The 19231-nt window shown below is 68.3% G+C and carries 17 protein-coding genes and 1 pseudogene; 12 read left to right on the plus strand and 6 right to left on the minus strand.

Annotated elements, in window-relative coordinates; genetic code table 11:
• The 3 genes and pseudogenes from KBY86_RS01435 to KBY86_RS01445 all read left to right on the plus strand — a co-directional run.
• Window positions 1-276, plus strand: a pseudogene (locus KBY86_RS01435) (lysine decarboxylase); the annotation flags it as partial.
• Between the two features lie 12 nt (window positions 277-288).
• Window positions 289-921, plus strand: coding sequence for a precorrin-6Y C5,15-methyltransferase subunit CbiT (cbiT, locus tag KBY86_RS01440; RefSeq protein ID WP_094511044.1), 633 nt, complete (start codon window positions 289-291; stop codon window positions 919-921).
• Entirely contained in the window at window positions 918-1820 is a 903-nt protein-coding gene (locus tag KBY86_RS01445; protein WP_255139902.1) for a phosphatidate cytidylyltransferase, read from the plus strand. The genes cbiT and KBY86_RS01445 overlap by 4 nt, the downstream gene beginning before the upstream one ends.
• A 97-nt stretch (window positions 1821-1917) precedes the next feature.
• Here KBY86_RS01445 and KBY86_RS01450 read toward each other — a convergent pair whose 3' ends face one another.
• From KBY86_RS01450 to KBY86_RS01470, 5 genes are all read right to left on the minus strand, one after another.
• A complete protein-coding gene (locus KBY86_RS01450; protein WP_255099697.1) occupies window positions 1918-2559 on the minus strand; it encodes a DUF2993 domain-containing protein in 642 nt (213 codons plus the stop codon).
• Window positions 2560-2583: 24 nt separating this feature from the next.
• Window positions 2584-3471, minus strand: coding sequence for an alpha/beta fold hydrolase (locus KBY86_RS01455; protein WP_255139903.1), 888 nt, complete (start codon window positions 3469-3471; stop codon window positions 2584-2586).
• Window positions 3468-4616 (minus strand): iron-containing alcohol dehydrogenase family protein, encoded by a 1149-nt coding sequence (locus tag KBY86_RS01460; RefSeq protein ID WP_255139904.1) that lies wholly within the window; start codon window positions 4614-4616, stop codon window positions 3468-3470. Before KBY86_RS01460 ends, KBY86_RS01455 begins: the two co-directional genes overlap by 4 nt.
• 142 nt (window positions 4617-4758) lie before the next feature.
• Window positions 4759-7311 carry an ATP-dependent Clp protease ATP-binding subunit gene (locus KBY86_RS01465; protein WP_255099694.1) on the minus strand — a complete coding sequence of 851 codons (2553 nt, stop codon included), beginning with the start codon at window positions 7309-7311 and terminating at the stop codon, window positions 4759-4761.
• Between the two features lie 186 nt (window positions 7312-7497).
• Window positions 7498-8022, minus strand: coding sequence for a GNAT family N-acetyltransferase (locus KBY86_RS01470; protein WP_255099693.1), 525 nt, complete (start codon window positions 8020-8022; stop codon window positions 7498-7500).
• Between the two features lie 35 nt (window positions 8023-8057).
• Here KBY86_RS01470 and lysA point away from each other — a divergent pair, with 35 nt between their 5' ends.
• From lysA to KBY86_RS01505, 7 genes are read left to right on the plus strand one after another with little or no spacing between them, the layout of a single operon-like run.
• On the plus strand, window positions 8058-9473 hold the full coding sequence (gene lysA / locus KBY86_RS01475) for a diaminopimelate decarboxylase (RefSeq protein ID WP_094511039.1): 1416 nt from the start codon (window positions 8058-8060) through the stop codon (window positions 9471-9473).
• 24 nt (window positions 9474-9497) lie between these two features.
• Window positions 9498-10361, plus strand: coding sequence for a diadenylate cyclase CdaA (gene cdaA, locus KBY86_RS01480; protein WP_094511038.1), 864 nt, complete (start codon window positions 9498-9500; stop codon window positions 10359-10361).
• Entirely contained in the window at window positions 10358-11152 is a 795-nt protein-coding gene (locus KBY86_RS01485; protein WP_094511037.1) for an isoprenyl transferase, read from the plus strand. Before cdaA ends, KBY86_RS01485 begins: the two co-directional genes overlap by 4 nt.
• A gap of 23 nt (window positions 11153-11175) precedes the next feature.
• On the plus strand, window positions 11176-12276 hold the full coding sequence (gene bioB / locus KBY86_RS01490) for a biotin synthase BioB (RefSeq protein WP_255099692.1): 1101 nt from the start codon (window positions 11176-11178) through the stop codon (window positions 12274-12276).
• Between the two features lie 19 nt (window positions 12277-12295).
• Window positions 12296-13258 carry a rhodanese-related sulfurtransferase gene (locus KBY86_RS01495; RefSeq protein ID WP_255139905.1) on the plus strand — a complete coding sequence of 321 codons (963 nt, stop codon included), beginning with the start codon at window positions 12296-12298 and terminating at the stop codon, window positions 13256-13258.
• Window positions 13255-14325, plus strand: a complete 1071-nt coding sequence (locus KBY86_RS01500) for a DUF952 domain-containing protein (protein ID WP_255139906.1) — start codon at window positions 13255-13257, stop codon at window positions 14323-14325. The genes KBY86_RS01495 and KBY86_RS01500 overlap by 4 nt, the downstream gene beginning before the upstream one ends.
• The gene (locus tag KBY86_RS01505; RefSeq protein ID WP_094511034.1) at window positions 14322-14852 is read left to right on the plus strand and encodes a hypothetical protein; all 531 of its coding nucleotides are present in this window, start codon (window positions 14322-14324) and stop codon (window positions 14850-14852) included. The genes KBY86_RS01500 and KBY86_RS01505 overlap by 4 nt, the downstream gene beginning before the upstream one ends.
• Here the strand turns inward: KBY86_RS01505 and gap are convergent.
• Window positions 14834-15832, minus strand: coding sequence for a type I glyceraldehyde-3-phosphate dehydrogenase (gene gap / locus KBY86_RS01510; protein ID WP_094511033.1), 999 nt, complete (start codon window positions 15830-15832; stop codon window positions 14834-14836). The genes KBY86_RS01505 and gap overlap by 19 nt on opposite strands.
• Window positions 15833-16616: 784 nt before the next feature.
• On the opposite strand from gap, the gene KBY86_RS01515 reads away from it, so the two are divergent.
• Window positions 16617-17735 carry an NAD(P)/FAD-dependent oxidoreductase gene (locus tag KBY86_RS01515; protein WP_158217438.1) on the plus strand — a complete coding sequence of 373 codons (1119 nt, stop codon included), beginning with the start codon at window positions 16617-16619 and terminating at the stop codon, window positions 17733-17735.
• On the plus strand, window positions 17732-19003 hold the full coding sequence (locus KBY86_RS01520) for a pyridoxal phosphate-dependent aminotransferase (RefSeq protein ID WP_255139908.1): 1272 nt from the start codon (window positions 17732-17734) through the stop codon (window positions 19001-19003). The genes KBY86_RS01515 and KBY86_RS01520 overlap by 4 nt, the downstream gene beginning before the upstream one ends.
• The last annotated feature ends 228 nt before the right edge of the window (window positions 19004-19231 follow it).

A 19231-nucleotide genomic window follows, 5' to 3' on the forward strand; every position in this document is an offset into this window, starting at 1 on the left:
GGGGCGGAGCCGCTGGCCCCCTTCACGCCGCCGCCGCTGCCGCTGGTGGCCGAACCCGAGCTGCCGGTGGGGGAGGCCTGGCGCGCGCCCCGGCAGGCGGTGCGGCTGGCGGCGGCGGCCGGTCGTCTAGCGGCCGAACCGCTGTGCCCCTATCCCCCCGGCATCCCCCTGCTGATTCCCGGCGAGCGCATCGATGCCGCCCGGGCGGAGTGGCTGTGCCAGCAGCGCCTCCTATGGCCTGACCAGATCGCTGATAGCGTGAATGTTGTGGCCTGAAGGGCGCTGCGGATGGGCGCTGGGGAGCAGGAGCAGGCGGCGGGCGCTGGCTTCCAGTGGGATTTCGTCACCCCCGGCCTTCCCGACAGCGTGTTTGAAGGGGCGCCAGGCTTCAGTCCCACGCCGATGGAGCTGCGCGTGATGCTCCTGGCCCATCTGCGCCCCCGCACCCACTCGGTGGTGTGGGACGTGGGCGGCGGTACAGGCGCCCTGGCGCTGGAGATTGCTCGGCTGATGCCCGCCGGTGAAGTGCATACCCTCGAGCGCGATCCAGAGGCGATCGAGCTGCTGGAGTGCAACCGCCGCCGCTTCGGCATCCCCAACCTCCACATTCATGCCGGCCAGGCTCCTGAGGATCTCGGCCTGCTGCCCCCCCACCCCGACCGGGTGCTGCTGGAGGTGGGCCGGCCGCTGGCCGCCGTGCTCCAGTCCGTCTGGACGGCGCTGCAGCCGGGGGGACGCCTGGTGATCAGCACCGCCAGCCTTGAGGGCCTGGTGGATGCCACCGACACGCTCAGCCAGCTGAAGGCGCGCGATGTGCAGGTGGTGCAGGCCACGGTGCACCGTATGCAGCGCCGCGGCAGCCAGGCGCGGCTGGCTGCCGCCGAACCGCTGTTCGTGATCGCCGCCGAGCGTCTCGGGTGAACGCGTCGTCCCGTCCTCCCACCTCGAAGCGGCGCCTGTTCAGCGGACTCGCTGCGGGCGCCTTCGGCCTGGTGGTGGTGGCGCTCGGCGGCTGGTGGTTCACCCTGGCGGTGGGGGTGATCGTGCACCTGGGCCTGCTGGAGTTCTTTCGTCTGGCGCAGTTCAAGGGCATCCGCCCGGCCACCAAAACCACATTGGTGGTCTGCCAGGTGCTGCTGGTGGCCACCCAGTGGGCCAGTGGCGGCGGGCTGGCCTCGGATCTGGCGGCGGCGGTGCTGCCGGTGTCGGGGGCGGCCATCTGCGGCTGGCTGCTGCTGCAGCCGATCACGGGCACCATCGCCGACATCGCTGCTTCGATCTTCGGGCTCTTCTATCTGGGCTTCCTGCCCAGCCACTGGCTGCGCCTGCGTGATCTCAGTGATTCCGTGCTGGCGCCCCATCTGGTGGGAGCCGGCTGGCCGTTCTCCTCCGGGATGGCGCTCACCCTGATTGCCTGTCTGATGGTGGTGGCCACCGACATCGGCTCCTACATGATCGGTCGCCGCCTCGGGCGGCATCCGCTCTCGCCGATCTCCCCCGGCAAGACGGTGGAAGGGGCGCTGGGAGGAGTGGCCTGCTCGTTGCTGGTGGGGGTGATCGGTGGGCTCTGGCTGGGCTGGCCCTGGGGGTGGGCCGTGGGCGGCGGGCTGGGCGCGATCGTGTCTCTGTTCGCCCTGGTTGGTGATCTCACCGAATCGATGATGAAGCGTGACGCGGGGGTGAAGGATTCCGGTGATGCCATCCCCGGCCACGGCGGCATCCTCGATCGCATTGACAGCTACCTGTTCACCCCAGCGGTGGTCTTCTACTACGTGACCCTGGTGGTGCCGCTGCTCAGCCGCCCGGCGTTACTGCCTTGAGCTTGCTGCCCTGATGCACTGGCCTGAGCTGCTGCTCCGCGGCAGTCCCTGTGGCCTCGAGCTTTGCCATGAACCACGCCCCCCGGCCTGCTTAAGCTCAGGGCTGCACGCGGGCTTCTCCCTGCAGCTGGAGCATGCCGCCCTCAAGGTTGGCGGTGGTGATGCGGATGTTCGGGTCCATCGGCAGGCTGGCCCGCAGCTCCCCGTCGACAGCGTGGATCTCCACCCGCCCATCCACGGCCACGGGCCTGGTTTCCAGCTCCATCAGGCGGTTCTCCCCCATCGCCCGCGCCGCCAGGATCAAGGTGTCGCGGGCGATGCGCAGCTCCACCAGCGGCCCCAGCCCCAGCAGCTGCTCTCCCAGCAGATCGCTGAGCTCACGCCAGCGCGGTTTGCTCAGGGAGTGAGTGAGCCCGGTGGCGGTGAAGGCCACCCTGCCGCGGATGCCGAAGGGATGGTCGAGGGTGAGCGACTGGGCGCGCACCAGCCGCCCCAGCTTCACCCGCAGCGGATCGCTGCGCAGTTCCACCAGTTCAAACTGCAGGCCGTCATACACCACCCGCCGCGCCATCAGCGTCACGCCCTCCAACTGGCCGCGCAACAGCTGCAGAGCGCTGCCGTGCAGCTGCAGCTCCAGGCTCTCCACGGCCTCGCACTGGCTGCGGATCCAGAACTGCAGACCAGCCGCTAGAAGTTGCAGCACCGGTCCGCCGGGGGCTTGGGGTTCGGAGCTGGTCATGGAGCCTGCAAGGGGATGGCTTCTCTAACAGAGGCCAGGCGTGAGCCAGGCGGCAGCCACCTGATTGCTTTGGTCGAGATGGGGCAGGTGGCCGCAGTCGGCCAGTTCCTTCACTCGGTCCCCCAGCAACGCCAGGGCGGCTTTTTTCTGCGGGGCCCGCAGAATGCGGTCATCAGCGCCCCAGAGCACCTCCAGCGGCTGGCTGGGCAGGGGTTCGCCACAACCAGCGAAACCACCGCTGCGGGCGAAGCGGCGCAGGGAATCGGCCCATCCCGGTGCGGCCAGATGCAGGGAGGCGATCTCCTCTTCCGCGGGCCCCACGCTGGCGGATGGGTCGGCGAAGGCCGTGCGGCAGAGGCTGCGGCGCACGCCCGGCAGGCCGAGAAAGCGCACCCCGAGGGCATCGAGCAGCGGCGGCAGGGGCATGGGCCGGCCGGTGAGGCCGGCGGGGGCGAGCAGCAGCAGCCGGTGGATGCGCGCGGGTTGGCGCCGGCTTAGTTCCACCCCCACGGCCCCGCCCATCGAGGCTCCGATCAGGCCGAGTGGCTGGGGGCCAAGGCGTGCAGCGGCTTCCGCCAGCAGGGCCTCGAGATGGGTGAGCACGCCGCGGGGGCTGTAATCGCCATCGGCGGGCCGGGGCGTGAAGCCGAAGCCGAACAGATCGGGAATCAAGAGCGTGGCGCCACCGGCCAGCAGCGGCGCGAGCCGCCGGAACTCCAGAAAGCTGCTGTCGAAGCCGTGCAGCAGCAGCAGCGGCGGGCCCTCCCCCAGCACCGCCACCGGGAAGGGCCGCGCCCAGCCCAGCAGGTCCCACCACTGCACCGCCGCTGCCAGCTGACGGCCCTGCGGGTCGAGCAGGTTGCGGGCCGCCGCCTCCACCAGCGCCCGGCCGTCAGGCTGCGGAAGGGTCAACGGTTGGCGTCGGCGCTGGCCGACTGCTCGATGGCGGCATCGGTGGTCACCAGCGCACCCAGCAGGTCAGCCGGGCTCACGGCAAAGGGCAGCCGGTGCAGATCAGATCCCGGCTGACAGGCGAAGGCGCACACCCGTTGCAGATCGCTGAGCGGTGAGTCCGCCAGCCCCAGCTGCGCCAGGGTGACCGGCAGCGAGAGCTGGCGGAAGAAGCTCAGCAACTGGCGCCGCGCCTGGGAAGCGAGGCGGTTGCCGCCCACCAGCTCCTCCAGGCGCAGCTGCACCAGGATGCCGAAGCCCACCTTCTCCCCATGCAGGCGGCCATGGCTCGCCTCCAGCTGGGTGAGGCCGTTATGCACCGCATGGGCGCCCACGGTGCGGCAGCGGGCACCACCCAGGCCGCCGATCACGCCGGCGGTGAGCCCGCAGGCCTCAGCCACACGCGCCCAGGCTTCACCGCCCGGGTGGGCCATGGCCTCCTGGCCTTCCAGCAGCAGCTGATCCCGCAGCACGCGGGCCATCTGCACCGCCTGATGCACGAGGCCGTCGGTGCTGGTGGCGCTGCTCACCGACGCTTCGTACCACTTGGCCATGGCGTCGGCCAGTCCGCTGGCCAGGGTGCGGGGCGGTGCCTGCAGGATCAGACGGTGATCGAACACCAGCAGAGCGGGAGAGCGCTCAAGGCTCACATCGCAGGTGAAGGCTCCGCCGGGGGAATAGAGGTTGGCCAGGGCGGTCCAGCCGGCGCAGGTGGCGGCGCTGGTGGGCACGGTGATGCAGGGCAGCCCGAGCCGATCGGCCAGCAGCTTGCCCGCGTCCATCACCTTGCCGCCCCCGGCTGCTACCACGGCATCGATTGGGTCCGCCGCCATTGGATCAGCATTCGCCGACGCGACGTCCGCCTGAAGCCGCTGCAGATCCTCTTCGCAGCAATCGAACTGCAGCTGAGCCAACAGGGGATCAAGCCCAAGCCGGCGCAGATCCGCGGCCAGTGACTCGCGCAGAGCAGCGGTGGCGCGGCTGCGGCCGAGGAGCAGGGGACGTCGGCAGAGGGCGGCGATGGCCGGCAGGGAGGCTTCCCAGGCACCTTTGCCCCGCAGCACGCGGGCCGGGGCGATCAGGTGTTCGCTCAAGCTGATGCTCATCTGATCAATCTAGTCGGCCGATTTTGGGCATCGAGCTGCAACGCGACCCGGCACCTGCGCGGCGTGCGGTGGCACGAGCAAGAAAAAGCGGGAGTTCATTGAACTCCCGCCGTCGAGTGGACCGTGTGAAACCGCCGCTGATTCAGGCGCTGGCGGCAGCCAGTTCGGGCTCGGGCGTGATCGCCTGGTGGCGGATCACCACCTGCTTGTCGTCGTCGACATCGACGATCGCTGCATCGCCATCCTTGAGGCGGCCGGAGAGGAACTCCTCGGCCAGAGAATCCTCAAGCAGGCGCATCACGGCGCGGCGCAGCGGGCGGGCTCCGTAACTGGGGTTGTAGCCCTCTTCGACCAGGCGCTCTTTAAAGGCCTCGGTGACGGAGAGGCCAATGCCTTTCTCCTGCATCCTGCCGAACACTTCGCGCAGCATGATGTCGGCGATCACCTTCACTTCGTCACGGGTGAGTTGACGGAAGACGATGATCTCGTCGAGACGGTTGAGGAACTCAGGCCGGAAGTACTGCTTGAGCTCTTCGTTCACCAGGGAGCGGATGCGGTTGTACTGGGTTTCTTCGGCAGCGGCGCCGGAGAATTCGAAGCCCAGGCCCCCACCCCCTTTCTCGATCACCTTCGAACCGATGTTCGAGGTCATGATGATCAGGGTGTTCTTGAAGTCAACCGTGCGGCCTTTGGAATCGGTGAGGCGGCCATCTTCCAGCAGCTGAAGCAGCAGGTTGAACACATCGGGGTGAGCCTTCTCGATTTCGTCGAAGAGCACCACGGTGTAGGGCCGGCGGCGCACCGCTTCGGTGAGCTGGCCACCTTCGTTGAAGCCGACATAACCCGGAGGCGAGCCGATCAGCTTGCTGACGGTGTGGCGCTCCATGAACTCCGACATGTCGAGCCGGATCATCGACTCTTCGCTGCCGAAGAAGTAAGCCGCCAGAGCCTTGGTGAGCTCGGTTTTGCCCACGCCGGTGGGGCCGGAGAAGATGAAGCTGGCGATTGGGCGGTTGGGGTTCTTGAGCCCCACCCGGGCGCGGCGGATGGCCTTGGACACAGCCTTGACGGCTTCGTCCTGGCCGATCAGGCGCTGGTGGAGGGTTTCCTCCATGTTGAGCAGCTTCACCGATTCGCTTTCGGTGAGCTTCTGAACCGGCACGCCGGTCCAGGAGGCCACGATCTGGGCGATGTCCTCTTCGGTGACCACCGGGCTGCGATCACCGCCGGCACCGGCAAGCGGCAACTCGATAGAGCCGGTGGCTTCGGTGGTGATGGCCTCGCCGCCTTCGGCTGCCGTGGGCTCTTCGTCGCGACGGGCCTGGAGGATGGATCGGATCTGCTCACGCAGTTCCACTTCCTTGTCGCGCAGTTCACCGGCCTTGGTGAAGTCTTGCTCGCGGACGGAATCTTCTTTCTGCTTCTGCACCGAGCGCAGTTGCTTGTCGAGCTCCTTGGCGGCCGGCGGCAGCTTCGAGTTGAGCAGGCGCACGCGGCTGCCGGCTTCATCGACGAGGTCGATCGCCTTGTCGGGCAGGAAGCGGTCGGAGATGTAGCGGTCGCCCAGAGTGGCGGCGGCCACGAGGGCTTCGTCGCTGATCTTCAGGCGGTGGTGCTGTTCGTAGCGCTCGCGGAGGCCACGCAGGATCTCGATGGTGTCGAGAACGGTGGGTTCGCCCACCATCACCGGCTGGAAGCGGCGTTCAAGGGCCGCATCGCGCTCGATGTGCTTGCGGTATTCGTCGAGGGTGGTGGCGCCGATGCACTGCAGCTCGCCCCGGGCCAGGGCGGGCTTGAGGATATTGGCCGCATCGATCGCGCCCTCAGCGGCGCCGGCACCGATCAGGGTGTGGACTTCGTCGATCACCAGGATCACGTTGCCCGCGCTCCTGATCTCTTCCATGATCTTCTTGAGGCGCTCCTCGAACTCGCCCCGGTACTTCGTGCCCGCCACCAGCAGGCCAATGTCAAGCGTGAGCACGCGCTTGTCTTCGAGGATGTCCGGAACCTCGCCGAGGGTGATGCGCTGCGCCAACCCTTCAGCGATGGCGGTTTTACCCACGCCGGGCTCGCCGATCAGCACAGGGTTGTTCTTGGTGCGGCGGCCGAGGATCTGCACCACCCGATCGATTTCGTTCTGACGGCCCACCACCGGATCCAGCTTGCCTTCGGTGGCGAGCTGGGTGAGGTTGCTGCCGAATTCATCGAGGGTGGGGGTTTTGGTGGACCCCTTGCTGCCGCTGCCGGCGGCCACTTCGGCGGTTTCGCCGAGCATGCGGATCACCTGGGTGCGCACCTTGGCGAGATCGACGCCGAGGTTCTCAAGCACCCGGGCGGCGACTCCCTCGCCCTCCCGGATCAGGCCGAGCAGCAGGTGCTCAGTGCCGATGTAGTTGTGGCCCAGCTGGCGGGCTTCCTCGAGCGAGAGCTCCAGCACACGCTTGGCACGGGGCGTGAAGGGAATCTCCACGGCCACGAAGCCGGAGCCGCGGCCGATGATCTTTTCGACCTCCACCCGGGCGTCCTTGAGGTTGACCCCCATGGATTTCAGGACCTTGGCCGCCACGCCGGTGCCTTCGCCGATCAGGCCCAGCAGGATCTGCTCCGTGCCCACGAAGTTGTGGCCCAGCCTGCGGGCCTCTTCCTGGGCCAGCATGATCACCTTGATGGCTTTCTCGGTAAACCGCTCGAACATGGGCGGGACCTGATGCAAGTGCACCCAACCTATCAGGGCTGAGAGGGTGTTTGTGATCTTCGGCTGGAGATGTCCAGATCCATTGCTGCACCATGGATCAGCCCCGCTGATAGGCATATCTGGCCGGCCATAACTGTTGGTGCTTTCACATCAACGAAGGGCGGCAATCCGTACCTCGTCAAGCACTCATTCGCCGCTGAAACCCAGCGGTGGCGGTGGCGTTACCGCGATCTCCACCAGTGGCAGGCATTTGATCAGAGCGTCCTCACCATTGCGGTAGTAACGGCAACGCCGTCCCTGGCTGCGGAATCCGAGGGCGGCATAGAGCGCCAGGGCGGCAGTGTTGCCGGCGGCCACCTCCAGGGTGGCCTGCTGCGCTCCCTGCTGCCGGGCCTTTTGCAGCAGGGCCGTGAGAACACGCCGGCCCCGGCCGCGCCGCCGGCCGTCGGGGTGCACCGCCACCACCATGATCTGCAGCTCATCGACCACCAGCCAGCCGCTGGCCATGGCCTCCAGCCCCCTTGGCCCTTCGAGGCCGAGGCAGAGCCGGCCGTCGCTCTCCAGTTCGGTCTGCCACTGATCCGAGTCCCACAGCCCGCCCAGAGCCAGCCGGTCAAGCGCGAGACAGGCCTCCAGATCCGCTGGCATCAGCCTGCGCGCCGGCGCCTGGGCGTCTGCGCCGGTGGCGCCCGCAGCAACATCCGGAGACATCCTTACGATTGACGCTGATCCGGACCCTTCCCAGGATGCCCCCCACCAGTGCGATCGGTGCCACCAGCGGCGCCACAGCCGGCACCGCGGAGCCCCATCCCCTGCTGGCCGGCGCCATCGAAGCGGCCAGCCCGAACCGCAACCTGGTGCCGATCAGCACCACCTGCGCGCCCGATGGAGCCCTGGTGGTGGGCGGCTGTCTCCTGAGTGACCTGGCCCGTACCTACGGCACACCGCTTTACGTGCTCGACGAAGACACGCTTCGTGCCAGCTGCCGCGCCTACCGCGAGGCGCTTGACACCTTCTACCCCGGCCGCTCGCTGGCGCTCTACGCCTCCAAGGCCAACAGCAGCCTGGCGATCACCGCTGTGGTGGCCTCCGAGGGCCTTGGCCTGGATGCCGTGTCGTCCGGTGAACTGCTCACGGCGCTCGGCGGTGGCATGCCACCGGAGCGGATCGTGCTGCACGGCAACAACAAATCGGTGGAGGAGCTGGCGCTGGCGGTGGAGCACGGGGTCACCGTGGTGGCCGACAACTGGCGCGATCTGGAGCTGCTCGCCACGATCGCCACCGCGGAGCGGCCGGCTTCCCTGATGCTGCGGTTCACGCCCGGCATCGAGTGCCACACCCACGAGTACATCCGCACCGGCCACCTCGACAGCAAGTTCGGCTTCGACCCCGATCAGCTCGAGCAGGTGCTGCGCCAGCTGGCCGAATGCCCCTGGGCCCGGCTCACCGGCCTGCATGCTCACATCGGTTCTCAGATCTTCGAGCTGCAGCCCCACCGCGACCTGGCGGGCGTGATGGCCGACGCGTTGGCTCTGGCCCGTTCGCTCGGCCACCCCTGCACCGATCTGAACGTGGGCGGGGGCCTGGGCATCCGCTACGTGGTCAGCGACGATCCCCCGACGATTCAGGCCTGGGTGCAGGGCGTGGCCCAGGCCGTGGCGGCCGCCTGCCTGGAGCGGGATCTGGAGCTGCCGCGGCTGTTGTGCGAGCCGGGCCGTTCCCTGGTGGCCACCGCCGGCCTCACTCTGTACACGATCGGCAGCCGCAAGGAGATCCCCGGCATTCGCACCTACGTGTCGGTGGATGGGGGCATGAGCGACAACCCGCGGCCGATCACTTATCAGTCGGCCTACACCGCCGTGCTGGCCGATCGGCCTGCCGGCGCCGCTGAGGAAACGGTCACGCTGGCCGGCAAGCACTGCGAATCCGGCGACGTGCTGCTCAAGGAGCTGGCCCTGCCCGCCTCCGCCCCCGGCGACGTGCTGGTGGTGCTCGCCACTGGCGCCTACAACGCTTCGATGGCCTCCAACTACAACCGCATCCCCCGCCCTGCCGCCGTTCTTGTGCAGGGGGGGCGGGCCGAACTGGTGCAGCGGCGGGAGCGACCGGACGAGCTGCTGCGCTACGACGTCCTGCCGGAGCGGTTGACGCCGGTACCCTGAGCCCAGATTGGCTGGGGGCTGCGGGTGATCTGGCTGAAGCTCCTCGACGTGCGCCTGATCCTCGACATCGTGCTGGCCTCCTCGCTGGGGGTGCTGCTGCTGGCGAGGGTGCGGGAGCCGCGCACCCTGTGGCTGCTGCGGGGCTGGCTGTTCCTCGTGGCGCTGGTGTGGGTGGTCCAGCGCATCGCCGTGCTGCCGCTCACCACACGCCTGCTGGAAGCAGTGGTGCTGGGGTGCAGTCTGGCGCTGGCGATCCTCTGGCAGGGGGAGCTGCGGCGCCTGATGGAGCTGCTCGGCACCGGGCGGCTCGATGTGCTGCTCGGCAGCCAGGCGGCTGATGCGGCGGTGTCAGGTTCTGTGGCGGTGCTCACCGAAGCGGCGGGCTGCTTGTCGCAGCATCGCCGTGGTGCACTGATGCTTGTGGATCTCGGCAGTGATCTCCGTCCCGAAGACTTCCTCAATCCCGGCATCGCCATCGATGCGGTGCTCTCGGTGGATCTGATCCTCAATCTGTTTGCGGCCGACACCCCGCTCCACGACGGCGCCCTGCTGGTGCGCGGCAACCGCATCCTTTCGGCGGGTGTGATCCTGCCCTTGTCCCGCCAGGGCCTCACCCGCTATGGCACCCGCCACCTGGCGGCCCTTGGCATCACTGAGCGTTTCGACCGCTGCCTCTGCATCGTGGTGTCCGAGGAAACGGGCACCCTGTCACTGGCGCGCCATGGCCGGCTGGAGCGACCGATCACCAGCAGCCGGCTGCGCGAGCTGCTCAGCCTCGCCCTGGCCCAGCCCACCACCAAGCCCACGCCGAAGTCCGGCCATGGCTCGGTGGTGGCGCTGCCCACGGGTCGTAGCGTGTCGAAGGACACGCCAGAGTCACGCGCATGAGTCGCTCCCCGGCGACCACTCCCCTGATCCAGGCGAATCCGCAGCCCTTGAGGGCCGTGCCGTCCGTGCTGGATCCCAGCCGCCTGCCGGCCCACGTGGCGGTGATCATGGACGGCAACGGCCGCTGGGCCCGCCAGCGCAACCTGCCGCGGGTGATGGGGCACCGCGAGGGCGTTGAAGCCCTGAAGCGCACCCTGCGCCTCTGCAGCGACTGGGGCATCGGTGCGCTCACGGCCTATGCCTTCTCCACCGAGAACTGGAACCGCCCCGGCGAGGAGGTGAGCTTCCTGATGACCCTGTTCGAGCGGGTCCTGGCCCGCGAGCTGGAGGCCCTTGACCGCGAACAGGTGCGCATCCGCTTCCTTGGCGATCTCGAGCAACTGCCCCACGGTCTGCAGGAACTGATCGCCTCGGCCACGCGCCGCACGGCTGAGAACACCGGCATTCACTTCAACGTGTGCACCAACTACGGCGGCCGCAGCGAGCTGGTGCAGGCGGCGCGGCGTCTGGCCGATCAGGTGGCCCGCGGCGAGCTTGATCCGGCCAGCATCGACGAGCAGTCCTTCGCCGCCGAACTGCAGACCGCCGATGAGGTGGATCCGGATCTGCTGATCCGCACCAGCGGCGAATACCGGATCAGCAACTTCCTGCTCTGGCAGCTCGCCTACGCCGAGATCCACATCACCGATGTGCTCTGGCCCGACTTCAACGAAGACGCCCTGCTGCGGGCCCTCGGCGATTATCAGAACCGCCAGCGGCGCTTCGGTGGCGTCGCACCGCTCACCGCCTGATCCCTCCCCCTTCCCCTGCCGCCTTGATCGCTTCCCCCACCCTCTCCAGCGGCACCGCCCTTGCGGCCGAAGCCTCCGCAGCCACATCCGCGTCCGAAGCCGCGCCTGACGCCACGCCGGTCTTCGTTCGCCACGACTGGAGCCGGGACGAGATTCAGGCGTTGCTGGAAGCCCCGCTGATGGAGTTGCTCTGGCGCGCCCAGCAGGTGCATCGCAGCGCCAACCCCGGCTACCACGTGCAGCTGGCCTCGCTGCTGAGCGTGAAGACCGGCGGTTGTGAGGAGGACTGCGCCTATTGCCCCCAGTCGATGCACCACAGCGCCGATGTGACCGGCCAGCCGGAGCGCGATGTGGAGCCGGTGCTCGCCCGGGCCCGGGCGGCGAAGGAGGCCGGTGCCGACCGCTTCTGCATGGGCTGGGCCTGGCGGGAGATCCGCGAGGGTGCGCCGTTCGAGGCCATGCTCGCCATGGTGCGCGGGGTGCGGGAGCTGGGCCTGGAGGCCTGTGTCACCGCCGGCATGCTCACCGACACCCAGGCCGCCCGGCTGGCCGAGGCGGGCCTCACCGCCTACAACCACAACCTCGACACCAGCCCGGAGCACTACCACCGGATCATCACCACCCGCACCTACCAGGAGCGGCTGGAAACGCTGGAGCGGGTGCGCCGAGCCGGGATCACCCTCTGCTGCGGCGGCATCATCGGCATGGGGGAAACCAGCAACGACCGGGCCGGCCTGCTGCAGGTGCTCGCCAGCCTTGATCCCCATCCCGAGAGCGTGCCGATCAACGGGCTGGTGGCGGTGGAGGGCACCCCACTGGAAGAGCAGCCGCCGTTGGATCCGCTCGACCTGGTGCGCATGGTGGCCACCGCCCGCATCCTCATGCCCCACAGCCGGGTGCGGCTGAGTGCCGGTCGCACAGCACTGAGCCGCGAGGCGCAGATTCTTTGCCTGCAGGCCGGCGCCGATTCGATCTTTTACGGTGACACCCTGCTCACCACCGGCAACCCTGATGTGGAGGCCGATCGTGCCCTGCTGGCGGCGGCCGGTGTGCGCGCCCAGTGGAGCGAGCCGTCGGTTGGGGAATCCGAGCAGGCCGCCGGCCGGGTGGTGGCTCCTGGCTGAGTCTGCGCTGCCGTTCCGGGTGGCGGCCTTCTACCGCTTCACCCCCATCCCCCAGCCCGCTGAACTGCGTCAGCAATTGCTGCAGGTCGGCCAGGCGGCGGAGCTGCGGGGCACGGTGCTGGTGGCGGCTGAAGGGGTGAACGGCACCATCTGCGGCAGCGCCGCCGGAGTTGAAACGCTGCTGGAGCTGCTGCGCTGCCAATCCGGCCTGGCCGGTCTGGAGGCCAGAACCTCCTGGTGTGGGGTGCAGGCCTTTCATCGCCTCAAGGTGCGGCTGAAGCGCGAAATCGTCACGATGGGCTGCGCTGCGGTGCAGCTGACGCCCCCGCCCGCAGAGGAAACGGCCACGCCGGCCTCCAGGCCCGGCACCCCCGTCCTGCCCCAGGCATGGCAGGAGCTGATCGCCGATCCCACCACGCTGGTGATCGACACCCGCAACAGCTATGAAGTGGCGCTCGGCAGCTTCACCGGGGCGATCGATCCGGGTCTGGAGAGCTTCCGGGAGTTCCCCCTCTGGGTGGATCAGCAGCTGGCTCCCCTGGTGGAGGCCCGCCGCCCGGAGCGTCTGGCCCTGTTCTGCACCGGCGGCATCCGCTGCGAGAAGGCCACCGCCTACCTGCGACAGCAGGGCTTCGAGGGGGTGCACCACCTGCAGGGGGGCATCCTGCGCTATCTGGAGGAGGTGCCGACCGAGCAGAGCCACTGGCAGGGCGAGTGCTACGTGTTCGACCAGCGGGTGGCGCTGAATCACCGGCTTGAACCCGGTGGCTTCAGCCTCTGCCACGCCTGTGGTCTGCCGCTTTCGCCTGCGGATCGCCAGCTCGACAGCTACGTGCAGGGGGTGAGTTGCCGTCACTGCCGCGATCGCTTCAGCGACGCCGACCGCGCCCGCTTCGCCGAGCGCCAGCGGCAGAGCACGCTGGCCGCCAGCCGCGGGGGCCGGCACATCGGGGCCAGGGCTGGCGGCTCCCCCTGCCCATGAATTGCGGCCTGCCGGTGCTCTACAGCTTCCGCCGCTGCCCCTATGCGATCCGGGCGCGGCTGGCGATCGAGCGGGCCGGCCTGCTGGTGGAGCTGCGTGAAGTGCGGCTGGCGGCCAAGCCGCTGGAGCTGCTTCAGGCCTCACCCAAGGGCACGGTGCCGGTGCTGGTGCTGGCGGATGGCCGGGTGATCGAGCAGAGCCTGGAGATCATGGCCTGGGCGCTGCACCAGCATGATCCCGACGACTGGCTGTTGCGCCGTGGCGGTACCCCCGGCTTCGCTGCGGCTGCTGCGCCTGCGGCGGAGGCGCAACGGGAGATGGCCGCGCTGATCCACTGCAACGACGAGGTGTTCAAGCACCACCTGGATCGCTACAAGTACGCCAGCCGCCACCCTGAAGCCGATCCGCTGGTCCACCACGAGGCGGCCCTGCAGGTGCTCGGCGACTGGAACCTGCGGCTGGAGCAGGCCGCAGGTGCTGATGGGGTCGCCTGGCTGGTCGGGCCCAGGCCATCGCTGGCCGATCTGGCTCTGCTGCCCTTCGTGCGCCAGTTCCGCCTGGCGGATCCTGCGGGGTTCGATGCCCTGCCGGGCCTGGCGGCGCTGCAGGCCTGGCTGGGCCGCTTCCTCGCCAGCTCCCCCCTGGCGGCGGTGATGGCCCCGCAGGAGCCCTGGAGCGACGACGCTCCCGGCTCACCCTTCCCTGCCGGGCGTCTGGTTCATCACCTGGCCCTGGCTGCCGACTGGCAGGACGCCTGCCGTGCGGGCGTCTACCGCCGCTCCACCCGCGGCCTCAGCCTGGAGCAGGTGGGCTTCATCCATGCCTGCTTCGCCCATCAGCTGGCGGCCACCCGGGCCCGCTTCTACGCCGATGGCCCCGAACTGGTGCTGCTCTCGATCGATCCCGCTCGGCTCACGGTGCCGCTGCGGCTGGAGTCCTCAGCCGGCAGCGCGGAGCTGTTCCCCCACATCCACGGCCCGCTGGCCCTCGACGCGGTGGTGGCGGCGGAGCCATTGGATCTTCAGCTCGCGGCCTCACCGCGCACGGCAGTGCGGCAAGCGGCATGAGCAGCGCGGCGCCTTCCCTCGAACCACTGCCGTCGCTGGACGACCTGGAGCGCTGGGCGGCGGCCAAGGGCCTGCTGCTGCGCCTGCAGGTGGACCGGCGCCTGGGGGTGTGGACGCTGCGGGTGGGGGTGGCCTGCATCCGGCCGGAGGGCCCGCCTGCGCTGGTCGGTGAGCTCAAGGGCTGGGCGCTGCCCACCGCCGCCGGTCTGCAGCTCGACACCATGCGTGTGGTGCAGGCACCGCCGGCGGTGGGCCCGCTGATCTGGGCGGCCACGTTCGCCTGGGCGCTGGAGGCCACCCCCTGCCGGCGCGCCCGCCTGCTGGCGATCCGCGATGAGGAACGCCAACATCGCCGCCTGGTGCGGTATTTTCGCCGCCTCGGCTTCACGCCCCAGCGGGAGCTGGCCGCCGGCGTGGGCGACCTGCCCCTGCGGCTGGTGTGGGGCGGCTCTGGCCTGTTGATGTCAGGCCGTTGCGAGGAAGGGCTGAGGCGATCCGCCCGCCTGGCTCAGCGGCTGGCGATGTGACGGATGAGGTCTACGCATTTGCAGGAGTAGCCCCATTCGTTGTCGTACCAGGCCACCACTTTCACGAAGGTGTCGGTGAGGGCGATGCCCGCATTGGCATCGAACACCGAGGTGCAGGTTTCGCCCACGAAATCCGCTGACACCACCTCATCCTCGGTGTACCCCAGCACCCCTTGCATCGGCCCTTCCGCTGCCGTCCGCATGGCCTCTTTGATGGCGTCGTAGGTGGTGGGGGTGGCCAGATTCACGGTGAGATCCACCACGGACACATCGGGGGTGGGCACCCGGAACGCCATGCCGGTGAGCTTGCCGTTCAGGGCAGGAATCACCTTGCCCACCGCCCGGGCCGCTCCGGTGGAGGACGGGATGATGTTCTGCCCGGCACCTCGCCCGCCGCGCCAGTCTTTGACGGAAGGGCCGTCCACGGTTTTCTGGGTGGCCGTGGTGGCATGCACGGTGGTCATCAGGCCGGAGCTGATGCCGAAGCTGTCGTGCAGCACCTTGGCGATCGGTGCCAGGCAGTTCGTGGTGCACGAGGCATTGGAGACGATGTCCTGACCGGCGTAGCTGGTGTGATTGACCCCCATCACGAACATCGGGGTGTCGTCTTTCGAGGGAGCGGAGAGCACCACCTTGCGCGCGCCGGCTTCGATGTGGGCCCTGGCCGTGGCATCGGTGAGAAACAGGCCGGTGGCCTCCAGCACCACCTCGGCCCCCACCGCCCCCCAGGCCAGGGCTTTCGGATCCCGCTCGGCGCTGACCCGTACCGGGTGGCCGTTCACAATCAGGTTGTTGCCGTCGATCTCCACATCCCCCTTGAAGCGACCATGGGTGGAGTCGTAGCGGAGCATGTAGGCGATATAATCGATATCCATCAAATCGTTGATGCCGACAACACAGATGTCTTCGGTTTCAAAGGCACGGCGAAACACAAGCCTGCCAATTCGCCCGAATCCGTTGATGCCGATGGTGATGGTCATGGAAGAAGCCTCTGGCGTGATGCCGCGTGTGACTCCCGCAAGGTTGCTTCCTTGCAGGCGATCTGACGACACTGTGCGGGTGTTGGATGCATCGCCATCCAATCCTTACAGGGCGTTGGGAGGGCTCTGCAACGGCTGACAGGGTTTGTCGTGAATGGTTGGCCAGCGCGTTGCCCTGTGGCAAGCGAGTGTTGGGGACAAGGGCGCACCGATGATTCGCATGTGGTCAGCGAGTTTCTTCCGAATGATTTCCCCTTTGCCGCTGATGCCGCCTGTCCGCTTTTGCTGCAGCGATCACCTGTCCGCCTCCGGTCCGCTGAGCGACTGGTCCGTGAGGCGTGGCGGGTGTACCCAAGAGGCTTGCTGATGGTGTTGGTGGGTGAATCCGGAACAAAGGATGTGAACCGGCACCGCATCTGGCACGGATTGCAGCCGCTCTGCTAACACAAATGGTGGTTGGAGCGGGCTGGTTGCCAGGAATCCACCAGATCTCCTGTGAGACCCCACGGCCAGCGAAGGGCTCACTGCGCCTGGGGAGCAGATGATCAGGCCGCAGATGAAGCAGGTAGGCGCAAGTGGCGAGCTCAAGCGTCTCTCATGAAAATCTTGCCATGCTCACATTCTGCTCCAATGATGTTGCGGCTTGAAGTTGTCTTGGTGGCCCATACATGCAGTGCGAACGTGTTCTTTGATGCACGCTTCTTCACCTGCTCGCGAGAAGATCTGGTTTCACAGGTCTGAATCACTGGAGCGAAGGTCGATGGGGCCGCTGGGTCTTTCTGAGATGAAGGTGGCCGTCATCGGCGGCGGTGTGGCTGGTCTGGCCCTGGCCCGCTCCCTCTGCCGCGGCGGCGCCGGCGGCGGTGAGCGGATCAACGTGTTCGAGCGCTCCACCACCATGGACCGCCAGGGCTTCGGCTTCCTTGTGCTGGAGAACGGCCAGCGCGCCCTGCAGTCGCTCGGCATTGATGTGTTGGCCAGTGGTATCGGCCATGCGCTTGAGCGGGTCTCGATCCTTTCCTCCTGCGGGCGCTCGATTGCCCAGCACCCCGTCACCCACACCATCGCGGTCGACCGCCCCTCGCTGCTGCGGGCACTGGCTGACGGACTGCCCCGCGGGGTGATTCAGTTCAATCACCGCTTTGAAGCCTTCGAGCACGACCGCGACCGCATGCTCTCGGCCTCCTTCGCCTGCGGCGGTCAGGCCACGCTGGTGCGCCACAGCGCTGATGTGTTCGTGGGCGCTGATGGGGTCAACTCCCGCTGCCGTGCCCACCTCACCGCCGATCGCCCCTCGGTGCCGCCGCGCCGCGCCCGGGTCAACGAGATCGTCGCCTGTGTCCATCTGCCGGCGGTGGCGGCCACCCTGGGCCACCGCTTCGTCAAGGTGCTCGATCCCAGCGGCGGGTTTGCGGTGGGGCTGGTGCCCCTGGCCAAAGGGCGGGTGATCTGGTTCGTGCAGTTCGACAGCCACCGTTTCGCGCCCCCGGCGCCTGGCGCCATCTCCTCCTTCCTCGACACCCACCTGCGCAGCTTTCCGCAGTTCGTGCGTGAAACGATCGAGGCCACCCATCCCTCCCTGCCCCATCTCTGGCAGCCGCTCGACATCGATCCCCCGCCCCGTCTGGCACGGGGCAACCTGGTGCTGGCGGGCGACGCGGCCCATCCGTTGCTGCCCTTCACCAGCCAGGGCGCGAATACGGCGCTGGAGGATGCGGTCTGCCTCTCCGAGCAGCTGCTGGCCTGCCGGCTGCCTATGGATCTCAACCGGGCCCTGAGCACCTACCACCACCAGCGCCATCCGTCGCTGAAGCGCTACCTGCACGCCGGGCGCACGATGGCGGCTCAGTTCGTGCGTCCCCCGGCCGAGGTGGAGAGTACGTCTTTGCCACTGGCGAAATGAATGGGGCTGAAGGCGTCCGTTTCGACGATGACGCCGTTCCTTTCGAACTGCTGCGTGAGCGGGCCTACAACATGCGCTGGGCGGAGCAGGCCGAAGGGGTGATTCCGCTCACCGCCGCCGATCCCGACTTTCCCGCAGCACCGGTGATCAGGGAGGCCGTGATCCGCTACGCCAGCGGCGGAGTGTTCAGCTATGGCCCGGCGGGGGGGCTGCCCTCCTTCCGCGCCGCCGTGGCCACCTACCTGCGCCAGGAGCGTGGGGCCGATGTGAGCGCGGCTGGGGTGATCGCCGTGGACAGCGCCGCCGCGGGCCTGGCCATGGTGGCCCTCCAGTGGCTACGCCCGGGGGATGAGGCGGTGGTGTGGGATCCGGCGGATTTCCTCTTTGCCCACACCGTGCGCGCCGCGGGGGCCACGCCGCTGTTCTGGAGCCTCGACCGCCATGCTCCACTTGATCTTGCGGCGCTCGACAGGCTGATCAGCCCGCGCACTCGCCTGTTCTGCCTCTGCAACCCCCACAACCCGCTGGGCCGCTGCTTCCGGCGCGATGAGCTCGAGGCACTCGGCCGTTTCTGCCTGGAGCGCGGCATTCGCGTTCTCAGCGATGAGATCTGGAGCGAGGTGGTGTACCCGCCGGCGGTGTTCACCAGCTGGCTGGCGCTTGAGCCGGCCCTGGCGGCCCAGGGTGCCGTGGTGCATGGCTTCTCGAAATCCTTTGCCCTGGCAGGCCTGCGGGTGGGCTATGTGGCCATGGCCGATGCCGAGGCGTGTGCCCGCATGCTGGCGGCCAGTGAGCAGCCCGCCACGGTGGCAGGGGTGGCCACCCTCAGCCAGGTGGCGGCGGAGGCGGCCTATTCCCCGGAGGGGCTGCGGTGGTTGCAGGCCTTCCAGCAGCATCTGCTGGAGCGCCGCAATCAGGCCATCACGCTGCTGCGGGCCATGCCCGGCGTTGAAGTGGAAACGCCCGATGCCACCTACGTGGCGCTCGTGCGGGTGCCGGGCGGGGAGAGGGGTGTGGAGCCCCTGACAGAGTGGCTGCTGCAGCGGCATCGGCTGGCCGTGGTGCCCGGCAGCCCCCGCTGGTTCGGGGCAGGGGCAGCGGGCCACATACGCCTCTGCTTCGCCACCTCTGCGGGAGTGCTGGCCGAAGGTCTCGATCGGCTGGCACGGGGCCTGCGGGAATGGCCACGCCTGGGTGTGTCAGTCGTTGAGGATCCTGCGATTAGTCTGTTGCAATGCGCACCGGGCCGGCGGGACGGCAATGGATAAGCTCAGATTCTTATCAATGAAGCTGGAATGAAGCTGGAGTGATTCAAGGCTGCCTGCACCGCTTTCCCCTCATTAGCAGCCACCTTCTCAGAGGGTCCGCAGCTTCACCGAGCTACTCCTCCAACAACTTCCATGGTGATGCCGTGTCCTCTTCTCGCCTCCAGCTCCGCTCACCCGCTGGCTCGGTTGATGCCGTAGGGGCCTGGCGTTCAAGTCCGAGCTGCTTGT

The organism is Synechococcus sp. Lug-A, from assembly GCF_024345655.1.
GTDB lineage: Bacteria > Cyanobacteriota > Cyanobacteriia > PCC-6307 > Cyanobiaceae > MW101C3.